General features: G+C 68.4%; 15 protein-coding genes. 10 read left to right on the top strand and 5 right to left on the bottom strand.

Annotated features, from left to right (window positions below; translation table 11 throughout):
* Positions 1–50 precede the first annotated feature (50 nt).
* The 4 genes from IU450_RS17850 to IU450_RS17835 all read left to right on the top strand — a co-directional run bounded on the left by IU450_RS17850 (position 51) and on the right by IU450_RS17835 (position 3,216).
* Positions 51–542 carry a cupin domain-containing protein gene (locus tag IU450_RS17850; protein ID WP_195150881.1) on the top strand — a complete coding sequence of 164 codons (492 nt, stop codon included), beginning with the start codon at positions 51–53 and terminating at the stop codon, positions 540–542.
* A gap of 126 nt (positions 543–668) precedes the next feature.
* Positions 669–1,127 carry a MarR family winged helix-turn-helix transcriptional regulator gene (locus IU450_RS17845; protein WP_324197716.1) on the top strand — a complete coding sequence of 153 codons (459 nt, stop codon included), beginning with the start codon at positions 669–671 and terminating at the stop codon, positions 1,125–1,127.
* Positions 1,124–2,371, top strand: a complete 1,248-nt coding sequence (locus IU450_RS17840; RefSeq protein WP_195150879.1) for an MFS transporter — start codon at positions 1,124–1,126, stop codon at positions 2,369–2,371. Before IU450_RS17845 ends, IU450_RS17840 begins: the two co-directional genes overlap by 4 nt.
* A 92-nt stretch (positions 2,372–2,463) precedes the next feature.
* Positions 2,464–3,216, top strand: a complete 753-nt coding sequence (locus IU450_RS17835; protein ID WP_195150878.1) for a DUF427 domain-containing protein — start codon at positions 2,464–2,466, stop codon at positions 3,214–3,216.
* A 2-nt stretch (positions 3,217–3,218) separates the two neighbouring features.
* On the opposite strand, the gene IU450_RS17830 is transcribed toward IU450_RS17835, so the two are convergent.
* Together IU450_RS17830 and IU450_RS40945 are read right to left on the bottom strand one after the other, a co-directional pair.
* On the bottom strand, positions 3,219–4,067 hold the full coding sequence (locus IU450_RS17830; protein WP_195151080.1) for a phosphotransferase: 849 nt from the start codon (positions 4,065–4,067) through the stop codon (positions 3,219–3,221).
* Between the two features lie 68 nt (positions 4,068–4,135).
* Positions 4,136–5,053: an AraC family transcriptional regulator gene (locus IU450_RS40945; protein ID WP_195150877.1), complete on the bottom strand. Its 918-nt coding sequence runs from the start codon at positions 5,051–5,053 to the stop codon at positions 4,136–4,138.
* Positions 5,054–5,148: 95 nt separating this feature from the next.
* On the opposite strand from IU450_RS40945, the gene IU450_RS17820 reads away from it, so the two are divergent.
* Positions 5,149–6,198 (top strand): saccharopine dehydrogenase NADP-binding domain-containing protein, encoded by a 1,050-nt coding sequence (locus IU450_RS17820; protein ID WP_195150876.1) that lies wholly within the window; start codon positions 5,149–5,151, stop codon positions 6,196–6,198.
* A 46-nt stretch (positions 6,199–6,244) separates the two neighbouring features.
* On the top strand, positions 6,245–6,655 hold the full coding sequence (locus tag IU450_RS17815) for a cupin domain-containing protein (protein WP_195150875.1): 411 nt from the start codon (positions 6,245–6,247) through the stop codon (positions 6,653–6,655).
* 6 nt (positions 6,656–6,661) lie between these two features.
* Here the strand turns inward: IU450_RS17815 and IU450_RS17810 are convergent, their stop codons facing one another.
* The 3 genes from IU450_RS17810 to IU450_RS17800 all read right to left on the bottom strand — a co-directional run bounded on the left by IU450_RS17810 (position 6,662) and on the right by IU450_RS17800 (position 9,178).
* Positions 6,662–7,531, bottom strand: a complete 870-nt coding sequence (locus tag IU450_RS17810; RefSeq protein WP_324197714.1) for an MBL fold metallo-hydrolase — start codon at positions 7,529–7,531, stop codon at positions 6,662–6,664.
* 118 nt (positions 7,532–7,649) lie between these two features.
* Positions 7,650–7,982 (bottom strand): hypothetical protein, encoded by a 333-nt coding sequence (locus IU450_RS17805; protein ID WP_195150874.1) that lies wholly within the window; start codon positions 7,980–7,982, stop codon positions 7,650–7,652.
* Positions 7,982–9,178, bottom strand: a complete 1,197-nt coding sequence (locus tag IU450_RS17800) for a Rieske 2Fe-2S domain-containing protein (RefSeq protein ID WP_195150873.1) — start codon at positions 9,176–9,178, stop codon at positions 7,982–7,984. Before IU450_RS17800 ends, IU450_RS17805 begins: the two co-directional genes overlap by 1 nt.
* Positions 9,179–9,375: 197 nt before the next feature.
* Here IU450_RS17800 and hsaA point away from each other — a divergent pair, with 197 nt between their 5' ends.
* From hsaA to hsaB, 4 genes are read left to right on the top strand one after another with little or no spacing between them, the layout of a single operon-like run.
* A complete protein-coding gene (gene hsaA, locus IU450_RS17795) occupies positions 9,376–10,539 on the top strand; it encodes a 3-hydroxy-9,10-secoandrosta-1,3,5(10)-triene-9,17-dione monooxygenase oxygenase subunit (protein WP_195150872.1) in 1,164 nt (387 codons plus the stop codon).
* Positions 10,540–10,550: 11 nt separating this feature from the next.
* Positions 10,551–11,429 (top strand): 4,5:9,10-diseco-3-hydroxy-5,9,17-trioxoandrosta-1(10),2-diene-4-oate hydrolase, encoded by an 879-nt coding sequence (hsaD, locus tag IU450_RS17790; RefSeq protein ID WP_195150871.1) that lies wholly within the window; start codon positions 10,551–10,553, stop codon positions 11,427–11,429.
* Entirely contained in the window at positions 11,429–12,334 is a 906-nt protein-coding gene (gene hsaC, locus IU450_RS17785; RefSeq protein ID WP_195150870.1) for an iron-dependent extradiol dioxygenase HsaC, read from the top strand. The genes hsaD and hsaC overlap by 1 nt, the downstream gene beginning before the upstream one ends.
* A 20-nt stretch (positions 12,335–12,354) precedes the next feature.
* Positions 12,355–12,927, top strand: coding sequence for a 3-hydroxy-9,10-secoandrosta-1,3,5(10)-triene-9,17-dione monooxygenase reductase subunit (hsaB, locus tag IU450_RS17780; RefSeq protein ID WP_181719017.1), 573 nt, complete (start codon positions 12,355–12,357; stop codon positions 12,925–12,927).
* Position 12,928 lies beyond the last annotated feature (1 nt).

The following is a 12,928-nucleotide window of genomic DNA, read 5'->3' as shown; positions in this document are numbered from 1 at the left end:
CAAACGGAATCGGACTCCGTTTCCGTTTCATGCCATCGAAGGGTAGCAGTATGTCCGACAATCGTTTCCGCCTCCTGAGCCCCGGCCAGGCACGTCCCGGCCGAGTGCCGTTACCGCCCGCGTTCGCGGTGAAAGCCACCACCGCCGACACCGAAGGCAGGTTCTCCCTGCTCGAGGTGACTCTCGCACGCGATATCCCCCGGCACACACACCACGTCGCCGACGAATGCATCTACGTGCTCGAGGGCACGCTCGAGGTGGAGTTCGACGACCGGACCCTCTCCGCGACCGAAGGCATGTTCGTGCTGCTGCCCCACGGTGTGCCGCACGCCCTGCGCTGTGGATCGCAGCCGCCGCCGCGGGTACTGCAGATCTCCTCACCCGGCGGCTGGGAGTGCTACCTGGAAGACCTCTTCGAAGCCGGGGCGTCGGTGCTGACCGACGGCGTGCTGGACCCGGTGAAGATCAATCCGATCGCGGCGGCCTACGACATCCGCTACGAGGAAACGAAGCCCGATCCCGTTGCCGTGCAGGATGATTGATCCCAGCACGAGCCCCGCGGAGCCCGCCGCCGCGCGGGGCTCGTCCACGGATCCGGATCGTGTGGCCAACTTCACCGCAGATAGATAGTTAGCCTATGTAATAATATTTTGGTGCAGCAAGCTCCGGTGAACGCAGCGGATGACATCGTCGTCGACCTTCTCGTCACCGCGGGCAGGCTCACTCGGCTGGCCGGGGTGATCAGCGGCGACGACCTGCCGCGGGCCATGTTGCGGGCGCTGGCGGTGCTCGACGAACACGGCGCGTTGCGGGTCAGTGAGTTCGCCAGGATCGACCGATGTTCACAGCCGGCGGCAACGGCGCTGATCGGCAAGCTGGTCGCGGAAGGATTCGCGGCCAGGCGCAAGGACCCGGAGGACTTCCGGGCCGTCATCATCGAGCTCACCCCGGCCGGGCGAACCCGGCTGGCCGAGTTCCGCCGAGCATTCGCCGCCGTGATCGGCGGACACCTTCCCGGCTTCGACGCCGAACGCCTGGCACGGCTGGACACCGAATTGCACGACCTGCTGGAGGCCCTGAAAACGGCTACGCGACAGCACGATCCGATATCGAGGGGACATCGATGAGCACATTGGCTCCCACCCGCGCCGCGGCACCGGCCGCGGACGACACCGAGCAACCGAAAGCCGTCTGGGCGGTCGCGTTCGCGAGCGTGATCGCGTTCATGGGCATCGGCCTGGTCGATCCCATTCTCAAACCGATCGGCGAGCAGCTGCACGCCTCGCCCTCCCAAGTGTCGCTGCTGTTCACCAGCTACATGCTGGTGACGGGCGTGGCCATGCTGGTCACCGGCGTGGTGTCCAGCCGCTTCGGCGCCAAGAAGACGCTGCTCGCGGGCCTGGCGATCATCATCGCGTTCGCGGCGCTGGCCGGTATGTCCGGCACGGTCACGCAGATCGTCGGCTTCCGCGCGGGCTGGGGTCTGGGCAACGCGCTGTTCATCGCCACGGCGCTGGCCACCATCGTCGGCGCGGCCAGCGGCGGCGTGGCCCGCGCGATCATCCTGTACGAGGCGGCGCTCGGCATCGGCATCGCGACCGGTCCGCTGGTCGGCGGCGTGCTCGGCGGAATCAGCTGGCGCGGACCGTTCTTCGGCGTCTCCGTGCTGATGGCCGTCGCGCTGGTCAGCATCGTCGTCCTGCTGCCGGAGGGCCCGAAGCCCACGCACCACACCTCGATCGCGGCGCCGTTCCGCGCGTTGCGCCACCGCGGGCTGCTGATCGTGAGCATCACGGCCCTGCTGTACAACTTCGGCTTCTTCACCCTGCTCGCCTACACCCCGTTCCCGCTGGACATGGGCACCTACGCGATCGGCTTCATCTTCTGCGGCTGGGGCGTTCTGCTGGCGATCGCGTCGGTGTTCCTGGCTCCCCGGTTGCAGCGCCGGTTCGGTTCGTTGCCGATGATGGGACTGTCGCTGGGACTGTTCGCGGCGGATCTGGCGGTGATGGCCGTCTTCGCCGAGCACAAGCCGGTGCTCATCGGCGGCACCGTGCTGGCGGGCCTGTTCCTCGGGGTGAACAACACGCTGATCACCGAGGCCGTGATGATCTCGGCGCCGGTGGAACGGTCCACCGCGTCGGCCGCGTACAGCTTCGTCCGCTTCGCGGGCGGCGCCGCGGCGCCCTACCTCGCTGGCAAACTCGGTGAGCACAGCATCTCGCTGCCGTTCTGGGTCGGCGCGGCGTGCACGGCCGCCGCGGTCGTCGTCCTGATGACCGGGCGCGCCGCCCTGGCCCACCTCGACGAGCACGATCCCGCACCGCACAGCGTCGAGGAAGCCCAGGCCATCACGGTCGGCGACGACTGATCCGACGGCACATCGAAGGCAGTCACCGGCGTGGCTGCCTTCGGCGTTTCCACCCCTGGCGCCGGCCGGTGCGAGGAGTACGGTCGAGAAATATGACCGAAGCGAAGCGGGGCCGCGTCAGCGTCGAGACCAGCCGGAAGCGGGTGCGCGTCTACCTGGGCGGCCACTTGGTGGCCGACAGCGTGCGCCCGGTGCTCGTGTGGGAGAACCCGCACTACCCGGCCTACTATCTGCCGGTCGCGGATCTGCGCGCGAAGCTCGAACCGAACGGACATACCGAGCACTCCACGAGCCGCGGCGACGCGACCGTCTACGACGTCATGGTCGACGGCACGACCGCGGGCGGGGCGGCACTGCGGTATCACGACTCGCCGATCATCGAGTTGCGCGATCTGGTGCGGCTGGAGTGGAACGCGATGGACGAGTGGTTCGAGGAGGACGAACCGATCTACGTCCACCCGCGCAACCCGTACTCGCGCGTCGACATCCTGGCCAGTTCACGCCATGTGCGTGTCGAGATCGGCGGCGTCACCGTCGCCGACTCGCGCGCGCCGCGCATCCTCTTCGAAACCGGCTTGCCCGCGCGGTACTACCTGCCGATGACGGACGTCCGCATGGATCTGCTGCACCCGTCGGCCACCCACACCAGTTGCCCCTACAAGGGCACCGCCGACTACTGGACCGTGCGCGTCGAGGGCAAGGAGTATCCCGACTACGTGTGGGGTTACCGCACACCTCTTCCGGAAAGTCAGAAAGTCGCCGGGCTGGTCTGCTTCTACAACGAGAAGGTCGACATCTACGTGGACGGTGAACTCCAGGAACGGCCCCGCTCGCCGTTCAGCTGAGTTCAGCGATAGCCCGACAGACCGTCGGCCCGTTCCGCGTCGTCACCGTCGCGGTGTCCGTCCAGGGCCTGCTGCAAGGCGAAGGTGCCCTGGATGGCCATGATGCGTTCGGCCAGTCCGGGCTCCGGCGGCAGGTGGGCCAGTATCCGGCGCAGCATGTCCGCGCCGTACCCGGCGCCGAGCGCCGCCAGATCCTCGGCGGGATCGCCGAGACAGACGCCGTCCCAATCCACCACACCACGCAGCACTGGAACACCGGAGTCCCTCTCCCACAGCAGGTTTTCCCCGCCGAGATCGCCGTGGACCACCGCGTCGGCACGGGCCGGAAGGTCGCGGAGCGCGGTGAGTTCCCGCTCCGCGCGATCGCGCCCGTGGTCGGCCATCAGCGGGTACAACTCCGTGCGCACCGCTCGGGCGAAGTCGTGCCAGCGATGGGGCGCGGCCGCCGGAAGCAGGGCGCGGATCCGCCGATCGGCCGCCGCTGCCGTAAGCGCGGCCAGCAGCGAGTGACATTGGCTCGCAATGGCTTCCACGGACTGCGGATCCGTGAGCATCGTGTCGTCGAGCGGCTCGCCGGGGATCCGCGTGAGCAGCAGGAATGCGACGTCCTCGTCCAGCCCCGCGAGCTCGATCGGTTGCGGAACGGCGATGCCCAGACGCGGCTCGGCGAGTGCTCGCAACGTCGCCGCCCGAGCGGACAGACGCGCGGCGGCGGCCTCGGTGCGCGCCAGGCACACCACCCGCTGTGCGCCCAGCACCACGAGGTGGAATTGGCCCTCGCGCACCGTGAGCGCGGCGCGGTCGTCATCGGGCAGCAGCCGGTCGAGCAATGGGCGATGGGCTTCGATCAGCGCGGCGGCGCGTGCGGATTCCACGCGTCGATTCCTACCCCGGTGGACCGCGTCACCGCGCCCTCGGGTCAGACCGCGACCAAGGGCGTGCTGTCGGCCGCGCGGCGGTACTGGCCCGGAGCAAGGCCGTATTCGCGTTTGAAGGCTTTCGCGAAGGCGAATTCCGAGGTGTACCCGACGCGGCGGGCGACGGCGCCGAGGCTGCTGTCGGTGTCGCGGAGCAGGCGGGCGGCGGTCAGCATGCGCCAGCGGGTGACGTAGGCCAGAGGCGGTTCACCGACCGTCGAGGTGAAGCGGCGGGCGAGGGTGGCGCGGGAGACGCCGGCGACGTGACCGAGATCGGAGACGGTCCAGGCTCGGGCGGGCTCCTCGTGCACGGCGCGCAACACCGCCGCTACGGCCGGATCGGCGAAAGCGCCTGCCCAACCGGAGGATTGCACGTCGGCCTGCTCGTCGAACCAGGCCCGCAGGATGAACAGCAGCAACGTCTCCAGGATCGCGGGCACGGCCGCGTCACTGCCCGGACGCGGCTCGGCGATCTCCGCGGCCAGCAGATCGACGGCGCCGCGCAACGCCGGATGACGCCCTGGGCGCGCGGGCAGGTGGATGAACTCGGGCAACTCGTCGAGAATCGGATGGCTGCGACCGCGGCCGAGTTCGTAGGCGCCGCACAGCAACGCGGTCCGAACACCCGGCCCCACGATCTCCCTCGGCTCTCCGGGCATCGCGTGCTCGGTGACCGGGGAGTCCAAGCTGTCGACCAAGTCGTGATCGGCGCCGCGCGGCATGAACAGCACGTCACCCACGCCGAGCGCCATCGGCCGGCCGTCCGGCGGCACCACCCAGCACGACCCTTGCAAGACGACGTGGAACCCCGCGCCGGGCACCACGGGATACCGCCGACCCCACGGAGCGTGCCGAACGAACAGACCCGAGGTCGGGCTACCGGTGCGGATGGCGGCGATAGCCTCGCTGAGGATGTCCACCCGAACACCGTAGCACTCCTAATGTGAGCGTTACAGACAAAGTATCGAGCTAATTAGGCATTGGACGACTCACGGATGGGCAATACATTTCTCTCATGACATCAAACGAAGCCACCCCCACCATCGCCGTCTACGGCGCCACCGGCCACACCGGCAGCTACCTGCTCGCCGAACTGCGCCGCCGCGGCATCACCCCGATCCTGGTGGGCCGCGACGCCGATCGCATCCGGGCCGCCGCCCATGCCGCGGACCTCCCGAACGCCGACATCCGGGTGGCGGAGCTGACCGACCACGCTGCCCTCGTCACCGCGTTCACCGGAGCCGGCGTCGTGATCAGCAGCTTGCCCGCCTACGTCGAGAACGGTGCGGCGGTGCTCGGCGCGACCATCGAGGCGGGTGCGCACTACACCGACATGTCCGGCGAACAACTGTTCCTGCGGCGGGTTTTCGACGAGTTCGGTCCGCGTGCCGCGGCGGCGGGCGTCACCGTGGTCTCCGGCATCACCGACAGCAATCTCCCCGGCGACCTGCTCGCGCACCTCACCACCCGCCGGGTGGCCGGACCGGCCGAGGTGGTGCTGAGCCACCTGAGCAAGAGCGGCGGCAACGGTTCCAAAGGAAGCGCGAAGACGGTGTTCGCCAGCCTGGACTGGTTCCGTAGCGGCGGCTGGCACTACGAGGGCGGCGAACTGCGCACCGGAACCACCGCACGGCGGGACAAGATGACCTTCCCCGGCGACGCGCAGCCGACTCCCGTCGCGAAGTTCCCGCAGCCCCCGGTCGTCACCATCCCCCGGCACTCGGAGGTCTCCTACGTCGAGGGCGTACTCGCCACCTCGATCCTCGAAATGCTCAGCGGTTTCACCGCCGAAGTCATCGAGACGCTGCCCGACGAGCCGAGTTCGGATCTGCGCTACGACCTCGTGGTGGATACGTTCGGTGCGGACGGCGGCCGGGTCCGCGGCGTGGTGAGCGGGGTGGACTCCTACCGCGATTCGGCGCTGATGGCGGTGGAGACGGCCGTCCGGCTGGCCGAGGGCGCGGCCGCACCGGGTGCGCTGGCCCCCGCCGAAGCGTTCGACGCTGCCGACTTCCTCGATGCGCTGGCGCCGTTCGGGATCACCTGGCGCATCGAGGAGAGCTGAGCGGCGGGGCGGATCGGGCAGTCGGCGGATCGGGCATAGTCGAACGATGACCGACAATCGACCGCCGCTCGCCGTCGCCCTCGATCTCGCGCCGCATCCCGAGGGCGGCTGGTATCGCGAAACCTGGCGCAGTCCGGTGGAATTCACGCCGGAGGGCTACCCCGGTCCGCGCGCCGCCGCCACGGCGATCCATTTCCTGCTGCTGCCGGGCGAGCGGTCGGCGCCGCACACCGTTCGCTCCGACGAGCTGTGGCTCTGGCATCGCGGCGGACCGCTGGCGCTGGACATCGGCGGCGAGACGGTGATCCTCGGCCCCGACCTGGAGCGCGGTCAAGTGCTCCAGGCCGTGGTGCCCGGCGGTGTCAGCCAGTCGGCACGACCGGCGGACGCGGAATATGTGCTGGTCAGTTGCATCGTCGCGCCGGGATTCGACTTCGCGGACTTCCGGCTGGACTGACCGGGCTCAGCGCACCGGCGCCGTGGCGAATTGAGCGAGTTCGTATGGGTCGTGCGCGCAGAACATCCGCACCCGATCACCGTGGTCGGCGCGCAGCGTGCGCAGGCGCTCCAGATTCTCCACCCGCGCGCGCCCCAGCGTGCCCGCCAACACCTCGAAGACGCCGAGCCCGACCGGCGGACGAGCCTTCCCCACCGTCGGCTGCCGGTGGTGGAAGTAGGCGTCACCGCAGTGCAGCAGCCACCCGTCGCTCTGCCGGACCGCGACGCCGCTGTGCCCGCGAGTGTGCCCGACCAGCGGAATCAGCATGATGTCCTCGAGCACCGGGACAGCGGTGAAGCCGAACCACGTGTCCGCGCCGGTTTCGTGGGCCAGCCAGCGGGGTCCGTGCTCCCATTGGCGCGGCTGGTAGCGCAGCTTCTCCCCGATGGTGAGCCGTTGGGTCGCCGCGTCGAGTTCGTCGGCGAAGACGTGCACGGTGGCGTCCGGAAAATCGGACAGCCCGCCTGCGTGATCGACATCGAGATGGGTGAGCACGATGTGCCGGACATCCTCGCGCCGATAGCCGAGCCCGCGGATCTGGTGCAGCGCGGTGAGTTCCGGACGCAGCCGCGGTCGCAGCAAGCGCGCGGTACCGACACCGAGCCGGCCGCGGTCGAGCACGTCGGCTATGCCGAACCCGGTGTCCACCAGCACCAGCCCGTCATCGGACTCGACGAGCAGGCAATGCCCGACCAGCCCGCCGGTCAGCAGCCCACCGCTGCCCAGCAGCGCGCGCCCGCCGACCGGGCACATGGTCGCGCAGTCCAGATGCCGCACCAGCATCACGGAAACTCCCTCCTGCGGCGCCGGATCGGACGGGATCCGTTCCGGCACGAAGGTCTTCTTGTTCCCGTCAACGTAGCCCGAGCACGACTCGGCCGCGACAGCACGGTCACCGCCGCGGCGATCGGCGGGCAAACCGATCCGTGCCGAGCGCCCCCGAATACCCTGCCTAGTCAGGGATTTCGAGCAGTCCCTCGGTCACGGCCCAGGCGATGGTGCGCTCGAGGTCGGGACACGAGTCAGGGCGGCCCGGCCCGTGGCCGCCCGCACTCAGCTCGGCGAAGACCGGGCAGCGTTCGGCCGGGTCGCCGGTCCACTGCACCGAAGTCTGGTGCGTGCTGCTCTTGCGCACCAGCACCTGGCTCTGGCAGGCCTGACACCGCAGCGGGGTCAGGCCGTCCTCCAGGTACCGCTGTTTGTCGACCACCGTCTGGGCGTGCACTTCGGCCCGCCGCGCGGGTTGATCGGCGAAATCGGGTGCCTTCGCCCAGGTGGCCGCCATCAGACGCTTGCCTCGGCTTCCTCGGACTCGCGCTTGCGCCGCAGGTTCTCGGCGACCTCTGCCTCCCACGCCTCGTTCGCCTTGGTGGTGTCCACCTCGAACTCGAAGCGCTGGGTCATCTTGTCGGTGACGTCGGCCAGGTCGACGTAGAACTGGTCGTACCAGCGGCGCAGCTGGTAGACGGGCCCGTCCTCCTCGCACAGCAGCGGATTCTCGACCTTGGACTTGTGCTTCCAGATCTCCACGTCCTGCAGGAAGCCGACGCTGATGCCCTCGGTCATCTTCTCCGCCAGCCGGTCGGCCATCTCGCCCTCGACGCCCTTCGGCTTCTCCAGCGTGATGCCCCATTGCAGGACGAAGGAGTCCTGGGTGACCGGATAGTGGCAGTTGATCAGGACGCTTTTGACCTCGTAACCGCTGTAGATGTTGATCAGCGGGTTGATCATGTACGAGGGTCCGAAATACGAGGCCTCGGACTTGAGCAGCGTGTCACCGCCGTACTTGGAGGCCATGCCGATGTCCGGCCTGCCTTTGGTCTCCAGGAACTGGGTGGCGATATGCCCCTCGAAGACGTTCTTGAAGTACGTCGGGAAGGCGAAATGAATGTAGAAGAAGTGGGCCATGTCGACGACGTTGTCGATGATCTCGCGGCAGTTGGCGCCTTCGATCAGCATCGAGTTCCAGGTCCAGTCGGTCCACCCGCTGTCGAGCTGCTCGGCGGGGTTGCCGTCCGCGTCGGTGTAAGGGCCCTTGATGTGCGGAATCGTGATCTCCGGCGGCGGCTGGCTGCCCTCGTGGTCGTGCCAGACGAACAGCTGGCCGTTGCGCTCGAGCGTGGTCCACTTCCTGGTGCGCGCCAACGGCGGCACCCGGCGCGCGTACGGAATCGCGGTGCACTTGCCGTTGGTGCCCGACCAGCGCCAGTCGTGGAACGGACAGGCGATGTCGTCGCCCTTGACCTCGCCCATGCTCAGGTCGCCGCCCATGTGCCTGCAGTAGGCGTCGAGCACCCGCAGTTCACCGTTGCTGTCGGCCCATACGACGAGCTTGGTGCCGAAGACGTCCACCGCGTGCGGCTTGCCGTCTCGGAACGTCTTGGCCAGACCCAGGCAATGCCATCCCCGCGCATAGCGGGTCGGTGCGGTGCCGACATCCAGCTCCCGGACCTTCGCGCCGCCCTGTGGGGTAACTGCCATCGCGATTCCTCCTCCATCTGTACTAGAACACGTTACAAAACTGGGGGCTCGGACGCCAGCGATTCACGCCACTTCCTGCATGAGCGCATGTCCGCGCGGGGGTGAACACCGGTTCTCGACAGAAATAGGAACCTGTTCTAGTCTCAGAGGCAAATGACATTCTGGACATCACCGACCAGGCAGGAGCAGGTCCCGAGATGACGCAAGAAGTGACCGAACGGGTCGAAGCGCTGTTGCCGACGTTGCGCGAACGCGCACAGGAGGCCGAGGACCTGCGGCGCATCCCCGACGAAAGCATGAAGGCGTTGCAGGAGACCGGCTTCTTCCGGTTGCTCCAGCCCAAGCAGTGGGGCGGTCACGCCGCCGATCCGGTCGTCTTCTACGACACCGTGCGCAAGATCGCCGGCGCGTGCGGCTCCACTGGCTGGGTGGCGGGCATCGTGGGCGTGCACAACTGGCACCTCGCGCTGTTCGCGCGGCAGGCGCAGGAGGACGTCTGGGGCGAGGACACCGAAGTGCGGATCTCCTCCTCCTACGCACCCATGGGCGCAGGCACGGTGGTCGACGGCGGCTACCTCGTCAACGGCGCGTGGGCCTGGTCATCCGGCTGCGATCACGCCACCTGGGCGGTGCTCGGCGGCCCGGTGATCAAGGACGGCAAGCCGGTCGACTTCGGCAGCTTCCTCATCCCGCGCGACGACTACCGCATCGACGACGTGTGGAACGTGGTCGGCCTGCGCGGCACCGGTTCCAACACCGTCGTGGTGAAGGACGTCTTCGTGCCGTCACACCGTTTCCTCAGCTTCCGCGCGATGAGTGAGCTGAAATCGCCCGGCCTGGAGCAGAACACCGACCCGGTCTACAAGATGCCGTGGGGCACCATCCATCCCACCACCATCTCCACCCCGATCGTCGGCATGGCCTACGGCGCCTACCAGGCGCACGTCGAGCACCAGGGCAAGCGGGTGCGCGCGGCCTACGCGGGCGAGAAGGCCAAGGACGACCCGTTCGCCAAGGTGCGCATCGCGGAGGCCGCCAGCGACATCGACGCCGCGTGGCGCCAGCTGTCGGGCAACGTGGCCGAGGAATACGCGCTGCTGGTGGCGGGCGAGGAGATCCCGTTCGACCTGCGCGTGCGGGCCCGCCGCGACCAGGTGCGCGCGACCGGCCGCTCGATCGCCGCGATCGACAAGCTGTTCGAGAGCTCCGGGGCCACCGCGCTGTCGAACGGCACACCACTGCAACGCTTCTGGCGTGACGCGCACGCCGGCCGGGTGCACGCGGCCAACGATCCAGAGCGCGCGTACCTGATGTACGGCACGCACGAGTTCGGGCTGCCCGTCACCGACGGCATGGTCTAGGAGGGGTGACCGTGACATCGACCGTGGAACTCACCGCCGAATCGACTTCCCGCTACGCGCAGGTGCGGCCCGATCTGCGGCTGCACTACCACGAGGCGGGCGTCGGCAACGGGCCGACGATCGTGCTGCTGCACGGCGGCGGTCCGGGCGCGTCCTCGTGGTCGAACTTCGCGCGCAACATCCCGGTGCTCGCCGAGCACTTCCACGTGCTCGCCGTCGACCAGCCGGGCTACGGCCGCTCGGACAAGCCCACCGAGCATCCGCAGTACTTCGTGCACAGCGCCTCGGCGCTGAAGGACCTGCTCGACCACCTGGAGATCACCTCGCGGGTGCACCTGCTGGGCAACTCGCTCGGCGGCGGCGCGGCGGTCCGGTTCGCGCTGGACTACCCGGATCGGGCCGGAAAGCTGATCCTGATGGGACCGGGCGGGCTGAGCACCAACCTGTTCTCGCCCGATCCGACCGAGGGCGTGAAGCTGCTCTCCAAGTTCAACTACGAGCCGACCAGGGAGAACCTGGCGGCGTTCCTGCGCATCATGGTCTTCGACCAGTCGCTGGTCACCGACGAGCTGATCGACGAGCGGTTCGCTTCGGCGAGCACGCCGGAGGCGCTGGCCGCGACCCGCGCCATGGGCAAGTCGTTCGCGAGCGCGGACTTCGAGAAGGGCATGCTCTGGCGCGACGCCTACAAGCTGCGTCAGCCGGTGCTGTTGATCTGGGGTCGCGAGGACCGGGTCAACCCGCTGGACGGCGCGCTGGTGGCGACCAAGCTGATCCCGCGCGCACAGCTGCACGTCTTCGGCGGGTGCGGGCACTGGGCACAGCTGGAGAAGTTCCACGAGTTCAACCGACTGGCCATCGATTTCCTCGCGGGCGTCAAGGAGAAGTGATGGGAATCCGTTCACTGGGATATCTGCGAATCGAGGCGACCGACATGGCCGCCTGGCGGGAGTACGGCCTGAAGGTCCTCGGCATGGTCGAGGGCAAGGGGGCCGACCCCGAAGCGTTGTATTTGCGCATGGACGAGTTCCCGGCCCGGCTGGTGATCGTCCCCGGCGAAAAGGACCGGCTGCAGATCTCGGGCTGGGAGACCGCCAACGCCGCGGAGCTGCAGGACATTCGCAACCGGTTGGACGCGGCGGGCGTGCCCTTCAAGGAGGGCACCGCCGCCGAACTGGCCGATCGCCGGGTGTACGAGCTGATCCGGTTCGACGACCCCTCCGGCAACACGCTCGAGGCGTTCCACGGCGCTGCGCTGGAGCATCGCCGGGTGGTCAGTCCCTATGGGCACAAGTTCGTCACCGAGGAGCAGGGGCTCGGGCACGTGGTGCTCAGCACCAAGGACGACAAGGCGGCGCTGGAGTTCTACCGCGACGTCCTCGGCTTCCGGCTGCGCGACTCGATGCGGCTGCCACCGCAGATGGTCGGCCGCCCGGCCGACGGCGAGCCCGCCTGGCTGCGGTTCTTCGGCTGCAACCCGCGCCACCACTCGCTGGCGTTCCTGCCCATGCCGACGCCGAGCGGCATCGTGCACCTGATGATCGAGGTGGAGAACGCCGACGACGTCGGACTGGCCTTGGACCGCGCGCTGCGCAAGAAGGTCAAGATGTCGGCGACGCTCGGACGGCACGTCAACGACAAGATGCTCTCCTTCTACATGAAGACGCCGGGCGGGTTCGACGTCGAATTCGGTTGTGAGGGCCTGGAAGTGGACGACCACGACTGGATCGCGCGGGAATCCACCGCGGTGAGCCTGTGGGGCCACGACTTCACCGTCGGACAACGACAGCAGTGACCGAGAGGGCGAGCGAAACGATGACCGCGGACGGATCCGAGATCGATCCACGGCAGTTCCGGAATGTGCTGGGGCAGTTCTGCACCGGCATCACCGTGATCACCACCTTCGACGGCGAGCAGGCCCCGATCGGCTTCGCCTGCCAATCGTTCGCCGCCCTCTCGCTGGAACCGCCCCTGGTGCTGTTCTGCCCCACCAAGGCGTCCCGGTCCTGGGCGGCGATCGAGAAATCCGGGCGCTTCTGCGTGAACGTCCTCGCCGAACAGCAGCGCGAACTGTGCGCCCGGTTCGGCTCCCGCGAACCCGACAAGTTCGCGGGCGCCGCCTGGCACACCTCCGACCTGGACCTCCCGGTCCTGGACGACGCGCTGGCCACCATCCAGTGCAAGGTCGACAGCGTCGTCGACGGCGGCGACCACTACATCGTGATCGGCCGGGTCCAGGCCCTCACCGAAACGACAACCACTGGCCGCCCCCTGCTGTTCTACCGGGGCCAGTACACCGCCATCGAACCCGAGAAGACCACCCCGGCCCCGTGGCGCGCCGACTTGGAGCACTTTCTCACCACGACAACCCTGGACACCTGGCTGTAGT

It is taken from the genome of Nocardia abscessus (genome assembly GCF_015477775.1).
In the GTDB taxonomy this organism is placed as follows: domain Bacteria; phylum Actinomycetota; class Actinomycetes; order Mycobacteriales; family Mycobacteriaceae; genus Nocardia; species Nocardia abscessus_A.
Note: the sequence above shows the minus strand (reverse complement) of the source record. Positions and strands in the feature narration are given on the sequence as shown.